This is a genomic window from Elizabethkingia miricola (assembly GCF_001675285.1).
Classification (GTDB): domain Bacteria; phylum Bacteroidota; class Bacteroidia; order Flavobacteriales; family Weeksellaceae; genus Elizabethkingia; species Elizabethkingia miricola.
Genome location: NZ_LSGQ01000001.1, coordinates 443878 through 464175, shown reverse-complemented (window position 1 = coordinate 464175; position 20298 = coordinate 443878). Strand labels below are relative to the sequence as shown.

Sequence of the window (20298 nt, the reverse complement as noted above, 5' to 3'; positions counted from 1 at the left end):
ACTTGTACATCTTTTTAATATGAAGGTGTACAAATGGTGTGACTAATGTACAAATAAACACTTACAAGAGAAAATAAAATTTACATAAATTGCTGTAAATCAATAAAGAGAAAGAAAGGTAATTTAAAGAAAACCAATATTATTTGCCGATACAAAACTTACTAAAGATATTCCCCAGTACCTCGTCGTTTGTAAATTCCCCGGAGATTTCACCAAGGTATTCTATAGCATTTCGGAGTTCGTAGGCGAGGAGTTCGGTGGTAATCTGAGAAGAAACCGCTTCTTTTACCCGATTAACAGCATCCAGAGATCTTTGTAGGGCTTCGAAGTGACGCTGATTGGTAATCACTACATTGCCTTCTTCGGATTTCATTTGCTCTACAAAAGAGGATAATTCATTTTTAAGCTCCTGAATATTGCGGTTTTCTAGCGCGGATATTTTTATAAAATCAAAAGGATGATTAATCTCCTTGCGGAAGAGATTTTCAATGGCCTCAAACTGTGTAGGGACAACTTCATCTATTTTAGTAAGGCAGATTATCAGTTCCAGTTTGTCACGTAGAAGAGATCTCAGCATCTCGAAATCTTCAGAGAAATCGGTTGTCACTGCATCAGCAAGGTAAACCAGTACTTCAGCTTGTGCTACTTTTTCCTTAGCTTTTTGTACACCAATCGCCTCAATTTCATCCACGGTTTCACGTAGGCCAGCGGTATCAATTAGTCGGAAAGCATGACCTTTGATATGTAAAACCTCCTCAATCGTATCACGCGTAGTTCCGGCAATATTGCTGACAATAGCGCGCTCTTCTTTTAGTAAAGCATTCAGTAATGTCGATTTTCCGGCATTGGGTTTACCGATAATAGCTACGGCAGTACCGTTTTTAATGGCATTACCATATTGGAAACTCTCGATAAGAGAACTGAGTTTATATTCTATTTTATTCAGCAGTCCGCTTAGTGCAGTTCTGTCCGCAAATTCCACATCTTCCTCGGCAAAATCAAGTTCCAGTTCAATAAGTGATGTGAAGTTCAGTAAGTCTGTACGCAATAAAGAGATTTCCTGAGAAATACCACCTTTCAGCTGGTTCAAAGCTACCTTTCTTGAAGCTTCATTTTCCGAAGCGATAAGATCGGCAATAGATTCCGCCTGCGAAAGGTCGATTCTGCCATTCATAAAAGCACGAAGCGTAAATTCTCCGGCTTTTGCCATACGGGCACCGTTTTTAATCAGCACTTCCAGTATTCTTTTGGCGATATGTGGCGAACCATGAAAAGAGATTTCCACAGAGTTTTCGGTGGTAAAAGTTTTTGGAGCATGAAATACCGCAACCATTACCTCGTCGATTACTTCATCTGCATCTTTTATAAAGCCATAATGTACGGTATGGGAAGTTGCCTTTTCCAGGTTTTTACCTTCAAATACTTTATTAACAATAAGAAAAGAATCGTCTCCGGAAACCCGGATCACCCCGATAGCACCCATTCCGTTGGCAGTAGCTAAAGCACAGATAGTCTCTTTATTCATAGGTGCAAATTTACGGCTTTTTTCATTGGTATTGTAAATGGCTTACTTTGGAAATACATATCGTCAGTTCGAGTGGAATTATTATTAGTGAAGCGGAGAATAATTCTGTATCGAGAACTCCTTTTAAACATTAAGGAATTTATTTTTAACACGAAGGCACAAAACAGGTTTATGCTTGTTATATTTTTAAGGCACGAATTGCTTCGCAATATTTTATAGGTTAGTGAGGTTTTCTGTTAGGGCTCAGGGTATCTATTTTAAATCTCTGAAAATCTTTGATTTTCCTGTGCCTTAAAAGCAATGACATATCAACAATACTTTTGTGCCTTTGTGGTTAGACCTGTCTTCTCGATACGTTCTACTTCGTTTCGTACTCGAAGTGATGGAATATATAAACCACATAGATACATAGGTTTTTATACAGTGAAGAGTTACATAGATTACTAAAGTTGCACTACAAAAACTTATGGCCAAGGGAATGTAGACGTTAAGAATTGTGGAATTATTTTCGTTAAAATATGGATCGCGAAGAGCGCAAAGATGTTTTACCCATTGTACTGCTATTTAAGGAGCGCGAAGCCGCTAACGCTTAGCAATGAACTTAACAGCCTTAATATCTAAATGATGAAAATAATTTTACCTTTAGGTGAAATCTTTGTGCCCTAAAAGGATTTCTATGTCAATGTTGCTTTTGTGGTTAAGCAACTTCTCAATACAAAATTCTTTCAGAATTTCACTCGAAGTGACGGATATCGTTCCTTTTTATGGTATTGACAAAACAAAAAATCTCATAGCCAGGCTACGAGATTTTGATATTGTTGAAAAGTCCTATTGACTATAATGGACTTACTAATTCCAGGAACCAGTTTTTAACATCTCCTTCAAGATGAGGAGCCAATTTTTCTTCACAAGTTTTATGGTAGCTGTTCAGCCACTGAATTTCATCTGCAGAAAGAATATCCTTTACAATAGTATCTTTAAAGAACGGACATAAAGTTAACGTCTCAAATTCATAGAAAGTATTCCACTCTGTTGTTTCAGCTTCTCTTACTGCAATAAGATTCTCATGACGAATACCATACTGATCCACCACATAATACCCAGGTTCGTTAGATAGCACCATTCCCGGAAGCAATTCCTGAGGATTAAGGTCTTTACGGATACTTTGTGGACCTTCATGAACATTCATGAAACTTCCGACACCATGTCCGGTTCCGTGATTGTAATCTTTACCTGCCATCCATAACGGTAATCTTGCAAAAGCATCCAGCTGTACACCCCTGGTTCCTTTCGGAAACTTAACCATAGAGAGTCTGATCATCCCCTGCAATACCAATGTAGAGTCTTTCTTGAATTCATCGGTCACAGTTCCTAATGCCAAAGTACGGGTAATATCAGTTGTTCCCTCAAGATACTGACCGCCAGAGTCTACAAGAATACTACTGTCATTGGTTACTTCCTTGCTGCCTTCAGCTTTTGCTGAGTAGTGGATAATAGCACCATTACCTTTATAACCGATAATGCTGCTGAAGCTTTCACCTACGAAGTTTGCACCCTCAGCGCGGAAGCTTCTTAGTTTTTCACCAATGCTGTATTCATTCATAGGTTCTTTGCCTGCCTGATGTGTTAGCCAGTACAGGAATTTTACCATAGCAACACCGTCTCTTTCCATTACGGTACGGAAACCATTTAATTCAGCTTCATTTTTCTGAGCTTTCATCAGGTTCCCAGGAACAGCAGCTTTAATAAAAGTGTTAGCATCTTTCAGTGTATCGAAAACTGACTGATTGCTGTTTGGGGAAACAAGAATATTTTGTTGTTTAATTTGTTTCAGGTGATTGAAAAATTCATCGTAAGGCATCATCTTCACACCAGCCTCATCCATTTGTTTGCGCGCGTCGGTATCCAGTTTTTCAAGATCAGTGAAAAGGATAGCATCGTTTTTAGACAATACAATATAACCTAAGAATACAGGATTAGACTGTACGTCGCTTCCTCTGAGGTTCAGTGTCCATGCTACATCATCCAGACTGGAAATAATATGTACATCGGCATGCTGATCTTCCATCTTCTGGCGGATAGCCGCAATCTTATCTTGAACTGACTGTCCGGCTCTTTCTACCGGATGTACATAGATAGGGTTTTTGGCTGCAGTACCACGATCTGTCCAGATTTCTTTTAGTAAAGGCAAATCTGTAAGACTGATATTTTTAGCGCTGAATTTTGAATCCAAAGCTTCCCAGTTGCTGTGAGAAGTAGCCAGTGCATTTACTGCTACTTTACCACCTGCAGGAATTTCAGAAATAATCCAGTCGATATAGTTTGGTGTTCCTTCGATACCATCTTTGAATAAATCGATACCCGAACCTTCCAACTCAATAGGAGCCTGCGTAAAGTATCTTCCGTCTGTCCATAATCCGGCTTTATCTTTAGTGATAACCACAAATCCTGCGGAACCAGTAAATCCTGAAAGCCATGATCTTTCCTGCCATTCCTGAGGTAAATATTCACTCATATGCGGGTCTGCTGAATAGACAATGAAAGCATCTATATTATTGTTATGCATGGCACTACGCAATGCTGCAATTTTTTCTTTTGAAGTCATAACTAAGATTGAATTTTGCGGGGTGAAGTTACGAAATTACGAAAGTATAACAGTGAATAGAAAGGGATAAAATTTAACAATAATTATTTTTTAAGTAACCCAAATCACCATGTTCAGTAAAGACGGATTTTAGCTTTATATAACTGAAGGTATAAATCTCATGTGTCTAAAGTGTTTAAAAAATAATACTCTGGGTAGTTTATGTTTATAATTTAGATTGTAGATATGTATTATCACCGAATTTTGTAATATTTTAATGGCTCTCGGAGTATAATTTTTGTCGTTTTTAGTCTGCAGGGCGGAATAGATATTTTATCTGAGATATTTTAAAAAGTGGCTTTTATGTCGTAAATTTGTGAGAATAAATCTAAAAAATTATGTCAAAAGCAATTTCGCAAGTGCCTTTTGCACAAAACGAACCGGTAAAAACTTACGCTCCAGGCTCTGAAGAAGTAAAAAGCCTGATCGCTACATACAAGAAAATGTATGCTGAAGAACTGGAAATACCAATGGTTATCGGTGGAAAGAACGTTACGACAAAAGAGAAAGTAACTATCCATCCGCCACATGACCACAAACATACTGTAGGCTTTTATCACCAGGGAACTATGAAGCATGTTGATGAGGCTATTAAAGCAGCATTGGCAGCTAAAAAACAATGGAATGACCTTGGATGGGAGCAAAGAGCAGCGATCTTTTTGAAGGCAGCAGACCTTATTGCTGGACCTTACAGAGATAGAATCAATGCAGCAACTATGATCGGACAGTCTAAGAATGTTCATCAGGCTGAGATTGATGCAGCTTGTGAATTAATTGACTTTTTACGTTTCAATGTAGAGTTCATGACTGAGCTTTATGCTGAGCAGCCGGTATCTGATGCAGGAATCTGGAACAGAGCTGAATACAGACCATTAGAAGGTTTCTGTTTTGCAGTAACACCATTCAACTTTACAGCTATTTCTGCTAACTTACCATCTTGTATGGCATTAATGGGTAACGTTGTGGTATGGAAGCCATCTGATAAGCAGGCTTACTCTGCACACGTTATTATGGAAGTATTCAAAGAAGCGGGGGTACCGGACGGTGTAATCAACATGATCTTCACTGATGGTAAAGAAACAGCGGAGAGAGTATTGGCTCACCCTGATTTTGCTGGTCTTCACTTCACAGGTTCTACAAAAGTATTCCAGGGAATGTGGAAAATGATTGGTGACAATATCCACAACTATAAATCTTACCCAAGAATTGTTGGTGAAACTGGTGGTAAAGATTTTGTAATGGCTCACCCTTCTGCTGATGTTGATGCTTTGGCTACAGCATTGGTACGTGGTGCTTACGAATACCAGGGACAGAAATGTTCTGCAGCTTCAAGAGCTTACGTTCCTAAATCTATCTGGAAAGATGTGAAGAAGGTAATGGAAAAACAAATGAAGACTATTAAAGTAGGTACAACTGAAGATCCATCTAACTTTGTAAATGCAGTAATCGACAGAAATTCTTTCGATAAATGTAAAGGTTACATCGACAGAGCTGAGAAAGCTAAAGATGCTGAGGTAGTTATCGGTGGTAAGTGCGATGATAAGAAAGGTTACTTTGTACACCCAACTGTTATCGAAACTACAAACCCTCACTATGAAAGTATCGAGCAGGAGATCTTCGGACCAATCTTAACAATTTATGTATACGAAGATAAAAAATGGGCTGAAACACTTGAATTAGTAGACAGCACTTCTCCATATGCATTAACAGGTTCTATCTTCTCTCAGGATCGTTATGCTATTAATGAAGCTTACAAAGTATTGGAGAATGCAGCAGGTAACTTCTATATCAACGATAAACCAACAGGTGCTGTAGTAGGTCAGCAGCCTTTCGGTGGTAGCCGTGCATCTGGTACTAACGATAAAGCAGGATCTAAAATGAACCTTCTTCGTTGGGTGTCTGCAAGAAGTATTAAAGAAACTTTTGTTCCGGCAAAAGACTACAAGTATCCTTATTTAGGTTAATATTCAACCAGATATATAATGAAAGCCTCGGATGTCCGGGGCTTTTTTTGTTTTAATAAGTAGGTTATAGAGGTTATATATGTTATGAAGTTATAACTGTTAGTCGCAAAAGCGTAAATGTGTTTAATCGGTTTGGGAATTATATTTAACATTAAGGCACAAGTGGTTTTTATTTTTTACTCGTTATTGAAGGAATGAAATTGCTTTGCAATAGTTTATTCTTTATGGCCTTGTCAAGGTTTTAAACCTTGACAAGGCTTGGTCTTTTAAAATCCTGATTATTGGTATAATGATTTGTGCCCTTGTGTTTTAGCTAGCTGTTAGTGTTAGCAATGACCACTAAAAACTTAACTGTCTTAATATCTAAATGGTGAAAATAATTTTACCCTCAGGTGAAATCTTTGTGCCCTAAAAGCAATGATATATCAACAATACTTTTGTGTCTTTTGTGGTTAAGGTTGAGAATATAAAGCTTTAGTATAAATCGCAAAGAGCGCAAAGGTGTTTTACCCGTTGTTCTGCTATTTAAGGAGCGCGAAGCCGCTAACGCTTAGCAATGAAATTAACTGCTTTAATGTCTAAATGGTAGAAATAATTTTACCTTCAGGTGAAATCTTTGAGACCTAAAAACGGTAATCTATTAAATGAACTTTTGTAGTTTATCCCAACTTCTCGATACACGTCACTTCATTCCGCACTCGAAGTGACGTATCTCTCTTTGAAATATAGGCCGTCAGTTCGAGTGAAATTGTTTGTAGTGAAGTGGAGAATAATTTTGTATCGAGAACTCTTTTTAAACATTAAGAAATTAAGATAGTTTAGCATTAATCGCAAATTCGCCAAGGAATTTATTTTTAACACTAAGGCGCAAAACAGGTTTATGCATGTTATATTTTTAAGACACGAATTGCTTCGCAATATTTTATCAGGTTAGTGAGATTTTCGGTTACGACTCAGAGTATCTATTTTGAATATTTGAAAATCTTTGATTTTCCTGTGCCTTAAAAGTAGTGTTATATCGACATCACTTTTGTGCCTTTGTGTTTATAAACTTTTCTAAACGCAAGGTTTTATTTCTTGTTATACTGTTTTAGAGGAGCGCAAAGCTGCTAACGCTTAGCAATGACCACTAAAAACTTAACTGCCTTAATATCTGAATGATGAAAATAATTTTACCTTCAGATGAAATTTTTGTGTCCTATAAATAGTGGCATATCGACATTACTTTTGTGCCTTTTGTGGTTAAATAAACTTATAACCCTCTACCTTCAAAAGGCTGTACGCCATACGTATTCTTTACTTCAGCCATCACAAAAGTACTATGTGTGTTTCCGATACTGGTAAGTGATCCCAGTTTGTTGAAAACAAAATCTTGATAATGCTTCATATCCCGGGCATGAACTTTTAGCAGAAAATCATAATCACCGGAAACATTATAACATTCCACCACTTCGTCAATATTGTGAATATCATCGACAAAAGTATGACCAATGTTACGGTCGTGCTGCTTCAGGCGGATATTACAAAAAACAATCAGTCCCTGATTCAGTTTTTCGGCATCCAGAATAGCAATATACTTCTTGATATATCCTTCTTTTTCCATTCGTCTGATTCTTTCAAAAACCGGAGAAGGTGACAGGTTCACCTGTGCTGCCAGTTCTTTTACGGTAAGTTTCGAGTCATTATGAAGGATTTTCAGCAGACGTAAATCAATATCATCCAGTTGAAGCATAGAATAATTTTTGGTTAAAGGTACAATATTTTACTATTGAAAGAATAATATTCTGTATAAATTATATTTGTAATTTATTATACTGAATTTAACCTGTTGTTATGGAATATAAATTGGCTAAACTAACTTTGTGGAAAATAAAAATAGATCTGTATAAACTGGTTTTACTTAATAGTAAATGAAAAGGGAATCATGTGAAAATCATGAGCTGTCGCGCAACTGTGAATACCTTACAAAGTTTTATCCACGATCCACTGTGTATACGGGAAGGAGGATAAAATGGTATAAGTCAGGAGACCTGCCAATTTCTGAACAGGCAACTACTCTCGCGATTTGGAGTTGTGGTCTTACAGTACTTTAGTTTGTGGATTATCCGCAGGCAATGGACTTATACTGCTGCTTACGGCCTATGGGCGTGTGAGAGTTGTCTGGCTGTAAATACAGGAGATAACTAATAAAATATAATAAAATGCAAACACACAACCTGGGTTACCCGCGTATCGGGAAAAAGCGAGAGCTGAAAAAAGCCTGTGAACAGTATTGGTCCGGAAAGATTATTCAGAAAGAATTACTGGATGTAAGCCGCAGAATTATCAATGAAAACCTGAAATTACAACAGGAAGCAGGTATAGACCTTATTCCGGTTAACGATTTTTCGTTTTACGATCATGTATTGGATATGACGCTTACCTTGGGAGCTATTCCGCAGCGTTACCACGATGTAATCCTGAATAAGGCAAACAACGAGCTGGATCTTTATTTTGCAATGGCACGTGGTTACCAGAAAGATGGTCTGGATATCACAGCTATGGAGATGACAAAATGGTTTGATACCAACTATCATTATATTGTGCCGGAGTTCAGCAAAGGACAGAGTTTTAAATTATTCTCCAACAAGATTATCAATGAGTTTATAGGTGCCAAGCAGATAGGAATAAATGCTAAGCCTGTAATATTAGGACCGGTTTCTTATTTATTATTAGGGAAAGAAAAAGAAGAAGGTTTTGAAAAATTGGACCTCATTGATAATCTGTTGCCGGTATATCTTGAAATACTGAAATCTTTACAGTCTCATGGAGCAGAATATATACAAATCGATGAACCTTTCTTAGCGCTGGATCTTACAGATAAAGCAAAAGAAGCCTATACTGCTGTATATGCTAAAATTCAGAAAGAACTTCCGAACCTGAAAATTATCCTGGCTACTTATTTTGAAGGCCTGGAAGACAATCTGCCTTTAGCATTGTCCTTACCTGTAGATACACTGCATGTGGATTTGGTGAGAAAGCCTGAGCAGTTAGAAAATATATTAGCGGCTATACCGGAGAATCTGAAACTTTCCCTGGGGGTTGTGGACGGAAGAAATATCTGGAAGAATGATTTTGAAAGTTCACTTCAACTAATCAGAAAAGCAAAAGAGCAACTAGGGGAGGAACGTATACTGATTGCACCGTCCAGTTCATTGTTGCATGTGCCATATGATTTGGATCTGGAAACAAAAGAAGAAAGCTTACCGGCAGAAATAAAACAATGGATGGCTTATGCCAAGCAGAAAATAAAAGAAGTTGCGCTATTAAGAGATCTGTCTTCAGAAAATCCTTCTGCTGAAAGTCTGGTTGCTTTCGGAGAGAATAAAAAAGCTATAGAAAATAAAAGAATTTCGACACTGATTCATGATGCAAAAGTACAACAGCAGATGAATGCACTGGATGCTGTACCGGTATCTCGTGAATCTGTCTTTGCACAACGTAAAGTACAACAGCAGGAAATATTAAAACTGCCTTTATTCCCAACTACAACTATTGGTTCTTTCCCACAGACAAAAGAAGTGAGAAGTTGGAGAGCACAGTTTAAGAAAGGTGAAATATCAGCAGAACGTTATACAGATTTGCTGAAAGAAGAAACAAAAAATACCATCCAGCGTCAGGAGAAAATCGGTATCGATGTATTGGTACACGGAGAGTTTGAAAGAAATGACATGGTGGAGTATTTCGGAGAGCAGCTGAAAGGTTTTGCTTTTACTGAAAACGGATGGGTACAGAGCTATGGAAGCCGTTGTGTAAAACCACCGGTAATTTATGGTGATGTTTCGCGTCCGGAGCCTTTAACGGTATTCTGGTCACAATATGCACAATCTTTAACCTCCAAATGGGTAAAAGGAATGCTTACAGGTCCGGTAACTATATTACAATGGAGTTTTGTTAGAAATGACCAATCACGTAAAGATACCGCGAATCAGATTGCATTGGCTATCCGTGATGAGGTGCTGGATCTGGAAAAAGCAGGAATCAGAATTATTCAGATTGACGAGCCTGCAATAAGAGAAGGATTACCATTAAGAAAGAAAGATGCTGCAGAATATCTGAAATGGGCTGTTCTGGCATTCCGTATTTCGGCTTCTTCTGTAAAAGATGATACACAAATTCATACCCACATGTGTTATTCTGAATTCAACGATATTATCAATCATATTGCGGATATGGATGCAGATGTAATTACGATAGAATGTTCACGTTCTCAGATGGAATTACTGGATGCCTTTGCGGATTTTAAATATCCGAATGATATAGGACCTGGTGTTTACGATATTCATGCACCACGTGTGCCATCGAAAGAAGAAATGGTAAAACTTCTGGAAAAGGCAGCTAAAGTTATTCCTTCCAGTCAGCTTTGGGTTAATCCGGATTGTGGTTTAAAAACCAGAGGTTGGGATGAAACTGAAAAAGCGTTGATTGAAATGGTTAATGCAGCGAAAGAAATGCAAAAGGAATTTGCTGCAATAGTTTAATTTTTAAGTTTCAGATAGGGATAATGTCGGAGATGTATGTTACATTTGTTAATGTTTAAAAGAAATATTGAAAAATGAAAAAACTAATCTCTACATTATTCCTGTTTTTAGGGATACTGGCTTTTTCTCAGGCCGGAATAAAATTTGACGAAGGAAATTTTTCCAGTCTGTTAGCGAAGGCTAAAAAAGAAAATAAGCTTATTTTTCTGGATGCTTATGCCAGCTGGTGTGGTCCATGTAAACTGATGGCAAAAAATATTTTCACGTTACAGTCTGTTGGTGACTATTACAACGGTCATTTTGTGAATGCTAAGATGGATATGGAGAAAGGTGAAGGCGTTGAATTGGCTAAGAAATATAATGTAAGAGCTTATCCTACTTATTTATTTATAAACGGAGACGGAGAAATTGTTCATCGTGTACTGGGATATGTTGAAGAAAAACCATTTATTCAGTTTGCTAAAGATGCTGAAGATCCAAAAAGAAATATTGGTGCACTAAAAGCGAGATTTGAAAAAGGAGATGCAGATCCTGAATTCCTTAAGAATCTGGCAATGTTAACTATCTATGAAGATGCTAATTTTTCGGGTAAAGTAACAAAGAAATACTTTGAAGTAAAGTCTGATAAAGCTTTTTCACAAGAAGATGTCCAGTTGCTTTTAACCGGATTAATGAATACTGAAGATCCGAGATATGAAATCTTCAAAAACAAAAAAGAAGAGATTGTAAAAATAGTGCCGGCTGCGCAATATGAAGCATTAGATAAGAATATCAAAATGAATACTATTGTTAAAAAGGCTTACAATCCGGATACTAAAACTTTGAATACTGAGTATTTCCTTACAGAAACAGAAAAGGTCTTTGGAAAAGAGCAGGCAGAAAAAATGCTGGTAAGAGTTAAGACTAGCTATGCATTGAAAAATAAAGATTTTGCTACTTATGAGAAACTAACACTAGAGCAATACAAAGATTTTTCTAAAGCCAATTCAAATGAACTTAATTCTGCTGCATGGAACTTCTTCGAGAATGTTAAGGATAAAAAGTCTTTACAGACAGCAATTCTTTGGGCACAGGAATCTGTGAAGAAAGATGAAAGCTATGCCAATACTGATACTTTAGCTAATCTATATAATAAAGTTGGAGACAAAAAGAATGCTAGGCTGTGGGCTGAAAAGTCGGTTGAGCTGGCAAAAAAATCCGGTGAAGATGCTGCTGAAACTCAGAAATTATTGGATAGCCTAAAAAAATAAGCTTCTGAAGTATTAAAATATATTAAAAAAGCTGCTTTTAGGCAGCTTTTTTTGTGGGCGAAATCTAAAATCGATAATTTCGTAGCGAAAATTTAAATATGAAAAAAATATTGGCGGTTTTTATTCTGATGCTTTCCTTAAGCGGAATGCAGGCACAGGAGTATAAAAATCAGATAAAAGGGAATATGCTTTTTGCACCTCTTGGGATTTTAAATGTAGGATATGAACACGCTTTTAATCAGCACTGGACAGGTCAGGCTGATGTTTTCATTTCTCCGTGGAAATCTTTTGCAGGAAGGCATCTGCAGATTTATATGGGGCATCTTGAGGCTCGTTATTATTTTATAAAAGCTATGGAAAAGTGGTATGTGGGTGCTAATGCAGGTATGGGAGTCTACAATATGCAGAAATGGAATTATTGGAATTCAAATATGTACCAGAAAGGTTTTAATTTTATGTTGGGTGCTACTGTTGGTTACCAATTGAAGCTTAGCGATCACTGGAATATAGATTTCTATGTTGGAGGTGGTACTTCTCAGAGTTTCTATCATGGATGGTATAAAGACAAAAATCCGAGACAACGATATGATTCTGCACAGGCCTGGAATAAGAGCGGTGAATTTATTCCGTTCCGTGGCGGAGCAATGATTTCTTATAAATTTTAATGATGAAAGACTTATTTAATAATTCTAAATACTACGTTATTATCGTATTGACCTTCGTTATTGTTTTCCTGATGAATTATATAGGAAATAATGCGCCGGATAAATTATCCACCGCATTAATGAATGGAGGTGCCGGAGCAGTAGGAATTGCGATTGGGCTTATTATTTATCAGCGTGGGAAAGGCGGCGATAATAAACATGACGATATAGACTAAAAAATAAAAGGCTCCGGAATTCCGGAGCCTTTTTTAATATTCTTATATTCTAGAATATTTTATGCTTCTGGTAGTGTTATGTAAACTGTAAAATCTCAAAACTGTTTATTTGTAATTTTATTACGAATGTTTTGTATACAAGATTTAGCAATAGATATAATGCAATTAACTTCTAACTTCTAACTTCGTAATTAGTTTGGATAAACAACATATTTCTGTCTTGTTTTTTCAAAGTCTTCAAGTCCTTTTTTCCATGAAGCTTTAATCTGTTCCTGTGATTGTCCGTTTATAATCTGCTTTCTTAATTGATCGGATCCGGCAAGTGTATCGAAGAATAAATTTTTCAGAAAGAAATCACCTTTGCCTGCAGGGCTTTTATAATCTTTATAAGCTTTAATTAACCATTCCAGATTAATTCCGGTTAATGATTCCGGGTAATTTCTCAGGTCTTCACCGAAACATTCTTGACCGTTAAGCGGCGGGTTTTTAGATCCATAAGAAGGTTTTGGTGTAAACTTAAAACTGAAATCTTTTGTATAAGGAGACCCGTAAGCCTGAAAAGGAAATTCTGTTCCACGGCCTAAAGAGATATTAGCACCTTCAAAAAAACAAAGACTAGGATAAAGATTAATTGCTTTATCATTTGGCAGATTAGGTGATGGTTTTTCTAATATACCATAACGTTGTTTCTTGTGGTAATTTGCCATTTTGACAACAGTATATTTAGCTTTGATATTATTTTTAAGCCAGCCTTCACCATTTACCATATTGCCATATTCTCCAATGGTTAAACCATATATAACCGGAATTTCGTGCATTCCTACAAAAGAGGTCCATTTCTTATTTAGTACAGGGCCATCTGTGTAACCATCGTGTGGATTTGGTCTGTCCAATACAATAACTTCTTTACCTGCTTCAGCAGCAGCTTCCATTACATAGGTTAGTGTGGATATATAAGTGTAAAACCTGACACCTACATCCTGTAAATCGAATAGGATAATGTCGGAATCACTAATCTGTTCAGGCTTTGGCTTTTTATTGTTTCCATATAAGGAAACAATAGGCAAGCCTGTTTGTTTGTCTGTATCGCTTTTAACATGCTCTCCGGCATCTGCATTTCCCCGGAAGCCATGTTCTGGTGTGAATATTTTGGTAATATTTACTTTTTTAGAAATAAGAAAATCTACAAGGTGAGTATGTTTGCTATCACTAAGTACACCTGTCTGATTGGTTAGTACAATTACTTTTTTATTTTTAAGTAAAGGCAGGTATACCTCCGGCTGATCGGCTCCGGTTTTAAATGTCATGGTGCTCTGGGCATTAAAAAATGACTGAAAACCAAAATAGATTAGGCAGATCAGAACTAAATTTTTAATTTTGAGGCTAAAATTCATACGCTTGAAATTTCCTTTATATTATTCACGCAAGATAGCATTTTCCAAGGATAACAAAAACAACCTTTCCCGAATTATCATATTCATCGGGAGGCTTTCTGTAGCATTGGGGATTATAGTATCTCTTATTACAGTTTGTACCGGATTGGGAGCGAAGAAAGCGATTAAGGAAAGAATGGCAGATTTTTCCGGGCATATTTCTGTAAAGTCAGCACAATCAGATAATTCTTATACTTCTTCTGTACTTAATAAAGCCGGACTGGATTATAATAAAATTCAAAAGACTCCTTCTGTAGCTTCAGTTCAGTCCTATGCTATGGTAAGCGGTATTATGAGGAATGAAAAAAGTTTTGACGGAGTTGTATATAAAGGAGTAGGGAAAGATTTTGACAGAGAGCGCTTTGAAAAATTTATGATTTCCGGAAGTATTCCGAAATATGATGAAAATGGATATAACAATGAGGTTATTGTATCCGGTAAAATTGCTACAGATCTTGGCTTGAAGGTAAAAGACTCTATAGTAGCCATATTTTCTAAAGAAGATCAAAAACCTGTTTACCGAAAATTTGAAGTAGCCGGAATTTATAAAACAGATATCAAACTGATCGATGATCTTTTTGTAATAGGGGATATTAATCAGGTTCGTAAGATTCAGGGAATGGAAAAGTCCGACATTGGCGGACTGGATATTTATCTGAAAGACATTGATAATATAGACAAGGAATATCCTAAAATAGAGGAGCTGATAGGCTATAAAAACTATGCAGAAAAAGCAACAGAAATGTATCCGCAGATTAATGACTGGGTGAATATATTTGATACCAATATCGGATTGATTATCGCAATTATGCTTATCGTAGTTGTGATCAATATTATCATGGTGTTGCTAATCCTTATAATAGAAAGAACAAACTCCATTGGTGTATTGAAAACATTGGGTGCAACCAATTTCCAGATTCGTTCGGTATTTATTAATAACACATTGCTTATTATGATTCCGGGGCTGGTAGTTGGAAATTTAATCGGGTTAGGTTTGCTATTCATACAAAAATACTTTGGGATCATAAAACTGAATCCGGATAATTACTTTATTAGTGTAGTTCCGGTAGATCTTAATATTCTCTATATTCTTGGGATTTCTATAGGAATCCTTCTGATTGCTGCTTTAGCAATGATTGTACCGAGTTACCTTATTAGTAAGATATCGCCTGTAAAGTCCATAAAATACAACTAAATGTTTTATCTGATCGTTTTTGTATGCAGCTTTCTGGCATTTGGCATAAGTGCAATATGCGGAGGAGGTGCAGGACTAATGCTTATTCCTGTTCTTAACCGTTTTTTACCAGTAGTTCAGGTTCCTGCAGCATTATCAATTGGTACTGCCAGTAGTTCTGTATCCCGGATTGCTATTTTTTACAAAGACATTAATTGGAAAGTTGTTCGTTACTTTTTACCAACAGCTTTGCCGGCTGCATGGCTGGGAAGCTGGATGCTAAGCTATATTAATCCGATTTGGATAGAGTTATTAATGGCAATCTTTCTTATCAGTAATCTTCCACAGGTTTTTAAGAATAAAAAGAAAGATTATGAAGCCGAAAAAGGACTGAAGTCATGGTCTTTGCTTATCATTGGTTTTTTTGCAGGATTTATATCCGGAATTACCGGTGCAGTAGGACTATTGTTCAATAGGTTTTACCTGAGATTTGGGATGTCCAATCAGCAGATTGTAGCAACCAGAGCAGCAAACGAAGTAGTATTGCACATTGTGAAGCTTATTATGTATATCTATTTCGGACTATTTACATTAATGGTGCTAAAGGTAGGATTGGTTGTAGCGGCAGCGGCCGTACTTTCTTCCTATGTTATGAAGAAAGTCTTACCAAAGATCAGTATGAAGTGGTTTCATCAGATCGGTTTCTCGGCAATGGTAATATCAGGAATTATTATGCTGGTAGGTTTTTTCACAAAAGCCCAGAAGGATGAGAATGCCAGTTTGTATACAACGTGGGAAAGAAAAGGATTCAGGAGCCATTTAACATGGTCTGAAGATAACTATACTATTGAATTTAAGTGGTCCGAAGGTTTTGAATTTGAGAAAGTCATTACTTACGACCAATTACCTGAAGACAAGAAACGTTTTGTAGATAGTCTTCCTGTTCAGTACAAACACAGAGTTTTTGAGGTTGTTAAAAGCTTTAAAGGAACAAGCTATGAAGTATATTTCCTGGATGAAAACGGAAAACTGATTAAGAAACTCGATTTCTAAAAAAGTGATATATTTCTTTTAAATTAAAAATTACCCTAATAATAAATTAAATTATAAATGGAATACGCAAATAATATTCTGGAGACTATTGGAAATACACCATTAGTAAAGCTAAACAGAGTGTTGGGTGAAGATTTCCCTGCTTTGGTTTTAGCCAAAGTAGAAACCTTTAATCCGGGCAATTCGGTGAAAGACCGTATGGCACTGAAGATGATAGAAGATGCAGAAAAGGACGGAAGACTGAAACCAGGAGGAACCATTATTGAAGGAACATCCGGAAATACAGGAATGGGGCTGGCTTTAGCTGCAATTATCAAAGGATACAAATGTATTTTTGTGACGAATGATAAACAGTCTAAAGAGAAATGTGATATTTTGCGGGCTGTAGGTGCTGAGGTTATTGTATGTCCAACTGACGTACCACCAGAAAGTAAAAGATCTTATTACTCAGTTTCTAAAAGACTGGCTCAGGAAACCCCTAATGGTTGGTATGTAAATCAATACGATAATCCGTCCAACAGACAAGCTCACTATGAAAGTACAGCACCTGAGATCTGGAAGCAGACTGAAGGAAAACTTACTCATTTTGTTGTAGGGGCAGGTACCGGTGGTACTATTACAGGTTGCGGAAGATTCTTCAAAGAACAAAATCCGGATATTCAGGTAATCGGTATAGATACTTATGGTTCTATTCTGAAGCATTTCCATGAAACCGGAGAAATTGATAAGTCTTTAATTCATACTTATATTACAGAAGGTATTGGAGAGGATATTATCCCGGAGAATTATGATATGAGTGTTATCGATCATTTCGAGAAAGTGACTGATAAAGACGGCGCAATCTATGCCAGAAAGCTGGCTCTGGAGGAAGGTATCTTCTGTGGGTATTCTGCGGGCAGTGCTATCGCAGCTATGGTACAAATGAAAGACCGCTTTACAAAAGACGATGTTGTTGTTGTATTATTGCACGATCATGGCAGCCGCTATGTCGGTAAAATATACAATGATGAATGGATGAAAGCACAAGGCTGGTTATAAAATAAAAAAATCCCCGAAGATTATCTTCGGGGATTTTTTATTATGAATATCTGAATCATATTGTAGTTGTGCATAGAAATATTAAGGTTATTTTAATCTGATTTATATTTTCTTTTAAAAAATGGCTTTTTTATTTTGATTATTGTATAATTAAGTTAAATTTGCGTTAAATGTATTGGCGGATGTAGGAGTGGATTAATTTTTTCTTGAACAAAGTATCACCAAAATCAAGTGTGATGAAAGCAAAGATTATACTCTTAATTTGTTTTTTTATAATAACCGAAGGCTTTTCACAATCCGGAGGTTATCCTGCACAATGGACACTGGAAAATTGTATCGATTATGCCAGAAGTAATAATATATCAATTAGTTCATTGCGGCTTTCCGGAAATTCTGCCCGCCAGGATTTACTACAAGCACAACAGGCTAAGTATCCGAATCTGAATGGTTCTGTTTCACAGGGGCTGGCAGGTATAAGTTATAGTAATGGATTACAATTTACCGGAATTCCTTCTCAGAGTATTGGTTTAAACTCATCAATGACCATTTATCATAATGGTTATATCCGAAATAATGAGTCTTCCAAAAATCTGTTGGTACAAATGGCGGATTTGTCTGTACAGGAAGCGGAAAATAATATCACTCTGAGTATTACCCAGGCATTTTTGAATATCATGATGGCTAAAGAAAACATCGTTTCTTTGCAACAGGTACTCTCTACGACTCAGGTATTATTGAAACAGGGGCAGCAGCTATATGATGCCGGAAGTATTTCTAAGCTTAATTTGCTACAGCTGCAATCTCAGGTAGCACAGGATGAATATAACCTTACTCAGGCACAAAATAACCTGCGTACAGATATTGTTAATCTGAAACAGCTGTTACAGTTACCTTCAGCATATGACTTCCAGATTCAGGCGCCAGATAGTATAGGAGTTAGCAACGAAGTAAGAGCACTTCAGGAAGCCGAGAATATGGCTCAGAACCAACGTCCGGAAATCAGATATGGGGAACTGAATATACAAAATGCGAACCTGCAGCTTAAAATGACTCAGGCATCTACTAAGCCAACGCTGAATGTTATAAGCAGTGCTTCTACAAACTATACTAACGGAAACGGAAGCTATACATCACAACTGGGGAATAATTTCTATTTACCAATAGGGCTTAGCCTTGCTATTCCAATATATAATAACCGAATTTATAAAACTGGTGTTGAAAAATCTAAAATTGCGATTGAGCAGGCTAACCTGGATTTATTGAATACAAAAACAATTCTGAATCAACAGGTGGAGCAGTCTTATATAAGTTTTCAGAATTCTCTGGCGCAGTTTACATCAGCCAAAAAACAGATGGACATCAGCAAACAGAGTTTGGATATTGTAGAGGCTCAGTTAAAGCTGGGAGCTATAGATTATGTACAGCTTCAGCAACAGAGATTGCTTTATATACAGGCATTACAAAGTTTTTTACAGGCCAAATATGGTGCTGTTCTCAATAAACAGATTTACGATTTTTATACAGGAACTCCGATAACATTGACTAAGTGATGAAAAAGAATAATAAAAAATGGTTAGTATGGACTATTTTGGGAGTCCTGATAGCCGGTGGACTTTTCTATTGGATTAAAAGAGATACTGCTCCCAAGATTCAGTTGGAAACAACCTACCCTGCAATAGGAGATCTTTCTCAGTCTATTACTGCTACAGGAAAAATAGAACCTGTAGATACAGTAGCTGTGGGTACACAGGTATCCGGAACTATTAAAAATATATATGTAGACTTCAATTCCAAGGTAAAAAAAGGGCAGCTTCTTGCTGTATTGGATCCGGAATTATTGAGAGACCAAATGTTACAAATGAATGCTAATCTCCAGAGTGCTAAAAGTAATCAGGCATATAATCAGATTAATTTCAACAGACAATCTCAACTGTATAAAGTCGGAGCAATAAGTAAGGCGGATTATGATAATGCACACAATGCTTATAATGCTTCAGTAGCTCAGGTTGGAGCGGTGAGTGCACAGTTGGCTGCAGCCAATAAGAATTTGTCTTTAACCAGTATTTATTCCCCTATAGACGGTACTGTCCTAAACCGGAATATCAGCGAAGGGCAGACAGTTGCAGCAAGCTTTAGTACACCAACTCTTTTCAGTATAGCTAAAGATTTGTCGAAAATGCAGGTTCGTGCAACAATCGATGAAGCAGATATAGGCAATGTACAGGCCGGACAGAAAGTAAGTTTTACTGTGGATGCATTCCCCAATGAAAATTTCAACGGAACTGTTTCTGAGGTAAGATTACAACCTACTGTTTCTGCTAATGTTGTAAACTATATTACCATGATCAATGCAGATAATACCAGTCTGAAACTAAAGCCGGGGATGACTGCAAATATCACGGTGACGACAAAAGAGCTTCCTAAAGTGATGAAAATTCCTACACAGGCAATTGCCTTCCATCCGGATAGTTTGGTTGCCAAAGGTTATGTTATAAATGCTCCGGCATTCAAGAATAAAAAACACAAAGGAGCCGGAAAACAAGGGTTTAGTAAAAAAGGAGCTGCAGATGAAGCCGGAGTCTGGATACTGAATAAGGATAATACAATTGTGCATAAAAAAATAAAAACCGGAATAGATAACGATACCGAAATTCAGGTAATATCTGGCCTGGAGAAAGGAGATAATATTATTACAGGCTATAAAGTACTGACAAAAAAATCATCTAAAAGTGCTGCTAAGAGCCCATTTCTCCCACAAAGATCAGGAGGCAGAGGTAATAATGCCGGTGGTGGAGGCCCAAGATAAAAATATACGTC

Annotated in this window: 14 protein-coding genes and 1 riboswitch; of the genes, 10 read left to right on the top strand and 4 right to left on the bottom strand. The window is 36.9% G+C overall.

What is annotated here, in order from left to right; all coding sequences use genetic code 11:
- Positions 1-139: 139 nt before the first annotated feature.
- Together mnmE and ATE49_RS02095 are read right to left on the bottom strand one after the other, a co-directional pair.
- Positions 140-1525, bottom strand: coding sequence for a tRNA uridine-5-carboxymethylaminomethyl(34) synthesis GTPase MnmE (mnmE, locus tag ATE49_RS02100; protein ID WP_065080878.1), 1386 nt, complete (start codon positions 1523-1525; stop codon positions 140-142).
- An 835-nt stretch (positions 1526-2360) separates the two neighbouring features.
- Positions 2361-4130: an aminopeptidase P family protein gene (locus tag ATE49_RS02095; protein ID WP_065080877.1), complete on the bottom strand. Its 1770-nt coding sequence runs from the start codon at positions 4128-4130 to the stop codon at positions 2361-2363.
- Positions 4131-4507: 377 nt separating this feature from the next.
- Here ATE49_RS02095 and pruA point away from each other — a divergent pair, with 377 nt between their 5' ends.
- Positions 4508-6133: an L-glutamate gamma-semialdehyde dehydrogenase gene (gene pruA / locus ATE49_RS02090; protein ID WP_065080876.1), complete on the top strand. Its 1626-nt coding sequence runs from the start codon at positions 4508-4510 to the stop codon at positions 6131-6133.
- Positions 6134-7385: 1252 nt separating this feature from the next.
- Here the strand turns inward: pruA and ATE49_RS02085 are convergent.
- Entirely contained in the window at positions 7386-7865 is a 480-nt protein-coding gene (locus tag ATE49_RS02085; protein ID WP_065080875.1) for an Lrp/AsnC family transcriptional regulator, read from the bottom strand.
- 142 nt (positions 7866-8007) lie between these two features.
- A riboswitch (cobalamin riboswitch) is annotated at positions 8008-8185 on the top strand.
- A gap of 149 nt (positions 8186-8334) precedes the next feature.
- Here ATE49_RS02085 and metE point away from each other — a divergent pair.
- The 4 genes from metE (at position 8335) to ATE49_RS02065 (ending at position 12783) form a co-directional block, all read left to right on the top strand.
- Positions 8335-10653, top strand: a complete 2319-nt coding sequence (gene metE, locus ATE49_RS02080; RefSeq protein ID WP_065080874.1) for a 5-methyltetrahydropteroyltriglutamate--homocysteine S-methyltransferase — start codon at positions 8335-8337, stop codon at positions 10651-10653.
- Positions 10654-10727: 74 nt separating this feature from the next.
- Positions 10728-11903: a thioredoxin family protein gene (locus ATE49_RS02075; protein ID WP_065080873.1), complete on the top strand. Its 1176-nt coding sequence runs from the start codon at positions 10728-10730 to the stop codon at positions 11901-11903.
- A 98-nt stretch (positions 11904-12001) separates the two neighbouring features.
- Complete coding sequence (locus tag ATE49_RS02070; RefSeq protein ID WP_065080872.1) at positions 12002-12568, top strand: DUF3575 domain-containing protein; 567 nt, start codon at positions 12002-12004, stop codon at positions 12566-12568.
- A 2-nt stretch (positions 12569-12570) separates the two neighbouring features.
- Complete coding sequence (locus ATE49_RS02065; protein ID WP_059154579.1) at positions 12571-12783, top strand: hypothetical protein; 213 nt, start codon at positions 12571-12573, stop codon at positions 12781-12783.
- A gap of 191 nt (positions 12784-12974) precedes the next feature.
- Here ATE49_RS02065 and ATE49_RS02060 read toward each other — a convergent pair whose 3' ends face one another.
- A complete protein-coding gene (locus tag ATE49_RS02060) occupies positions 12975-14177 on the bottom strand; it encodes an exo-beta-N-acetylmuramidase NamZ family protein (RefSeq protein WP_065080871.1) in 1203 nt (400 codons plus the stop codon).
- 4 nt (positions 14178-14181) lie between these two features.
- On the opposite strand from ATE49_RS02060, the gene ATE49_RS02055 reads away from it, so the two are divergent.
- From ATE49_RS02055 to ATE49_RS02035, 5 genes are all read left to right on the top strand, one after another.
- The gene (locus tag ATE49_RS02055) at positions 14182-15411 is read left to right on the top strand and encodes an ABC transporter permease (protein ID WP_065080870.1); all 1230 of its coding nucleotides are present in this window, start codon (positions 14182-14184) and stop codon (positions 15409-15411) included.
- A complete protein-coding gene (locus tag ATE49_RS02050) occupies positions 15412-16443 on the top strand; it encodes a sulfite exporter TauE/SafE family protein (protein ID WP_065080869.1) in 1032 nt (343 codons plus the stop codon).
- A gap of 57 nt (positions 16444-16500) precedes the next feature.
- Complete coding sequence (locus tag ATE49_RS02045; RefSeq protein ID WP_009092061.1) at positions 16501-17481, top strand: PLP-dependent cysteine synthase family protein; 981 nt, start codon at positions 16501-16503, stop codon at positions 17479-17481.
- A 236-nt stretch (positions 17482-17717) separates the two neighbouring features.
- Positions 17718-19031: a TolC family protein gene (locus tag ATE49_RS02040; protein ID WP_065080868.1), complete on the top strand. Its 1314-nt coding sequence runs from the start codon at positions 17718-17720 to the stop codon at positions 19029-19031.
- Positions 19031-20287: an efflux RND transporter periplasmic adaptor subunit gene (locus tag ATE49_RS02035; protein ID WP_065080867.1), complete on the top strand. Its 1257-nt coding sequence runs from the start codon at positions 19031-19033 to the stop codon at positions 20285-20287. The genes ATE49_RS02040 and ATE49_RS02035 overlap by 1 nt, the downstream gene beginning before the upstream one ends.
- Positions 20288-20298: the final 11 nt, after the last annotated feature.

Coding starts and splice junctions, on each gene's coding strand:
- pruA (WP_065080876.1), top strand. CDS start 4,508: ATGTCAAAAGCAATTTCGCAAGTGCCTTTTGCACAAAACGAACCGGTA.
- mnmE (WP_065080878.1), bottom strand. CDS start 1,525: ATGAATAAAGAGACTATCTGTGCTTTAGCTACTGCCAACGGAATGGGT.
- ATE49_RS02070 (WP_065080872.1), top strand. CDS start 12,002: ATGAAAAAAATATTGGCGGTTTTTATTCTGATGCTTTCCTTAAGCGGA.
- ATE49_RS02065 (WP_059154579.1), top strand. CDS start 12,571: ATGAAAGACTTATTTAATAATTCTAAATACTACGTTATTATCGTATTG.
- ATE49_RS02045 (WP_009092061.1), top strand. CDS start 16,501: ATGGAATACGCAAATAATATTCTGGAGACTATTGGAAATACACCATTA.
- ATE49_RS02035 (WP_065080867.1), top strand. CDS start 19,031: ATGAAAAAGAATAATAAAAAATGGTTAGTATGGACTATTTTGGGAGTC.
- metE (WP_065080874.1), top strand. CDS start 8,335: ATGCAAACACACAACCTGGGTTACCCGCGTATCGGGAAAAAGCGAGAG.
- ATE49_RS02040 (WP_065080868.1), top strand. CDS start 17,718: ATGAAAGCAAAGATTATACTCTTAATTTGTTTTTTTATAATAACCGAA.
- ATE49_RS02075 (WP_065080873.1), top strand. CDS start 10,728: ATGAAAAAACTAATCTCTACATTATTCCTGTTTTTAGGGATACTGGCT.
- ATE49_RS02085 (WP_065080875.1), bottom strand. CDS start 7,865: ATGCTTCAACTGGATGATATTGATTTACGTCTGCTGAAAATCCTTCAT.
- ATE49_RS02060 (WP_065080871.1), bottom strand. CDS start 14,177: ATGAATTTTAGCCTCAAAATTAAAAATTTAGTTCTGATCTGCCTAATC.
- ATE49_RS02050 (WP_065080869.1), top strand. CDS start 15,412: ATGTTTTATCTGATCGTTTTTGTATGCAGCTTTCTGGCATTTGGCATA.
- ATE49_RS02095 (WP_065080877.1), bottom strand. CDS start 4,130: ATGACTTCAAAAGAAAAAATTGCAGCATTGCGTAGTGCCATGCATAAC.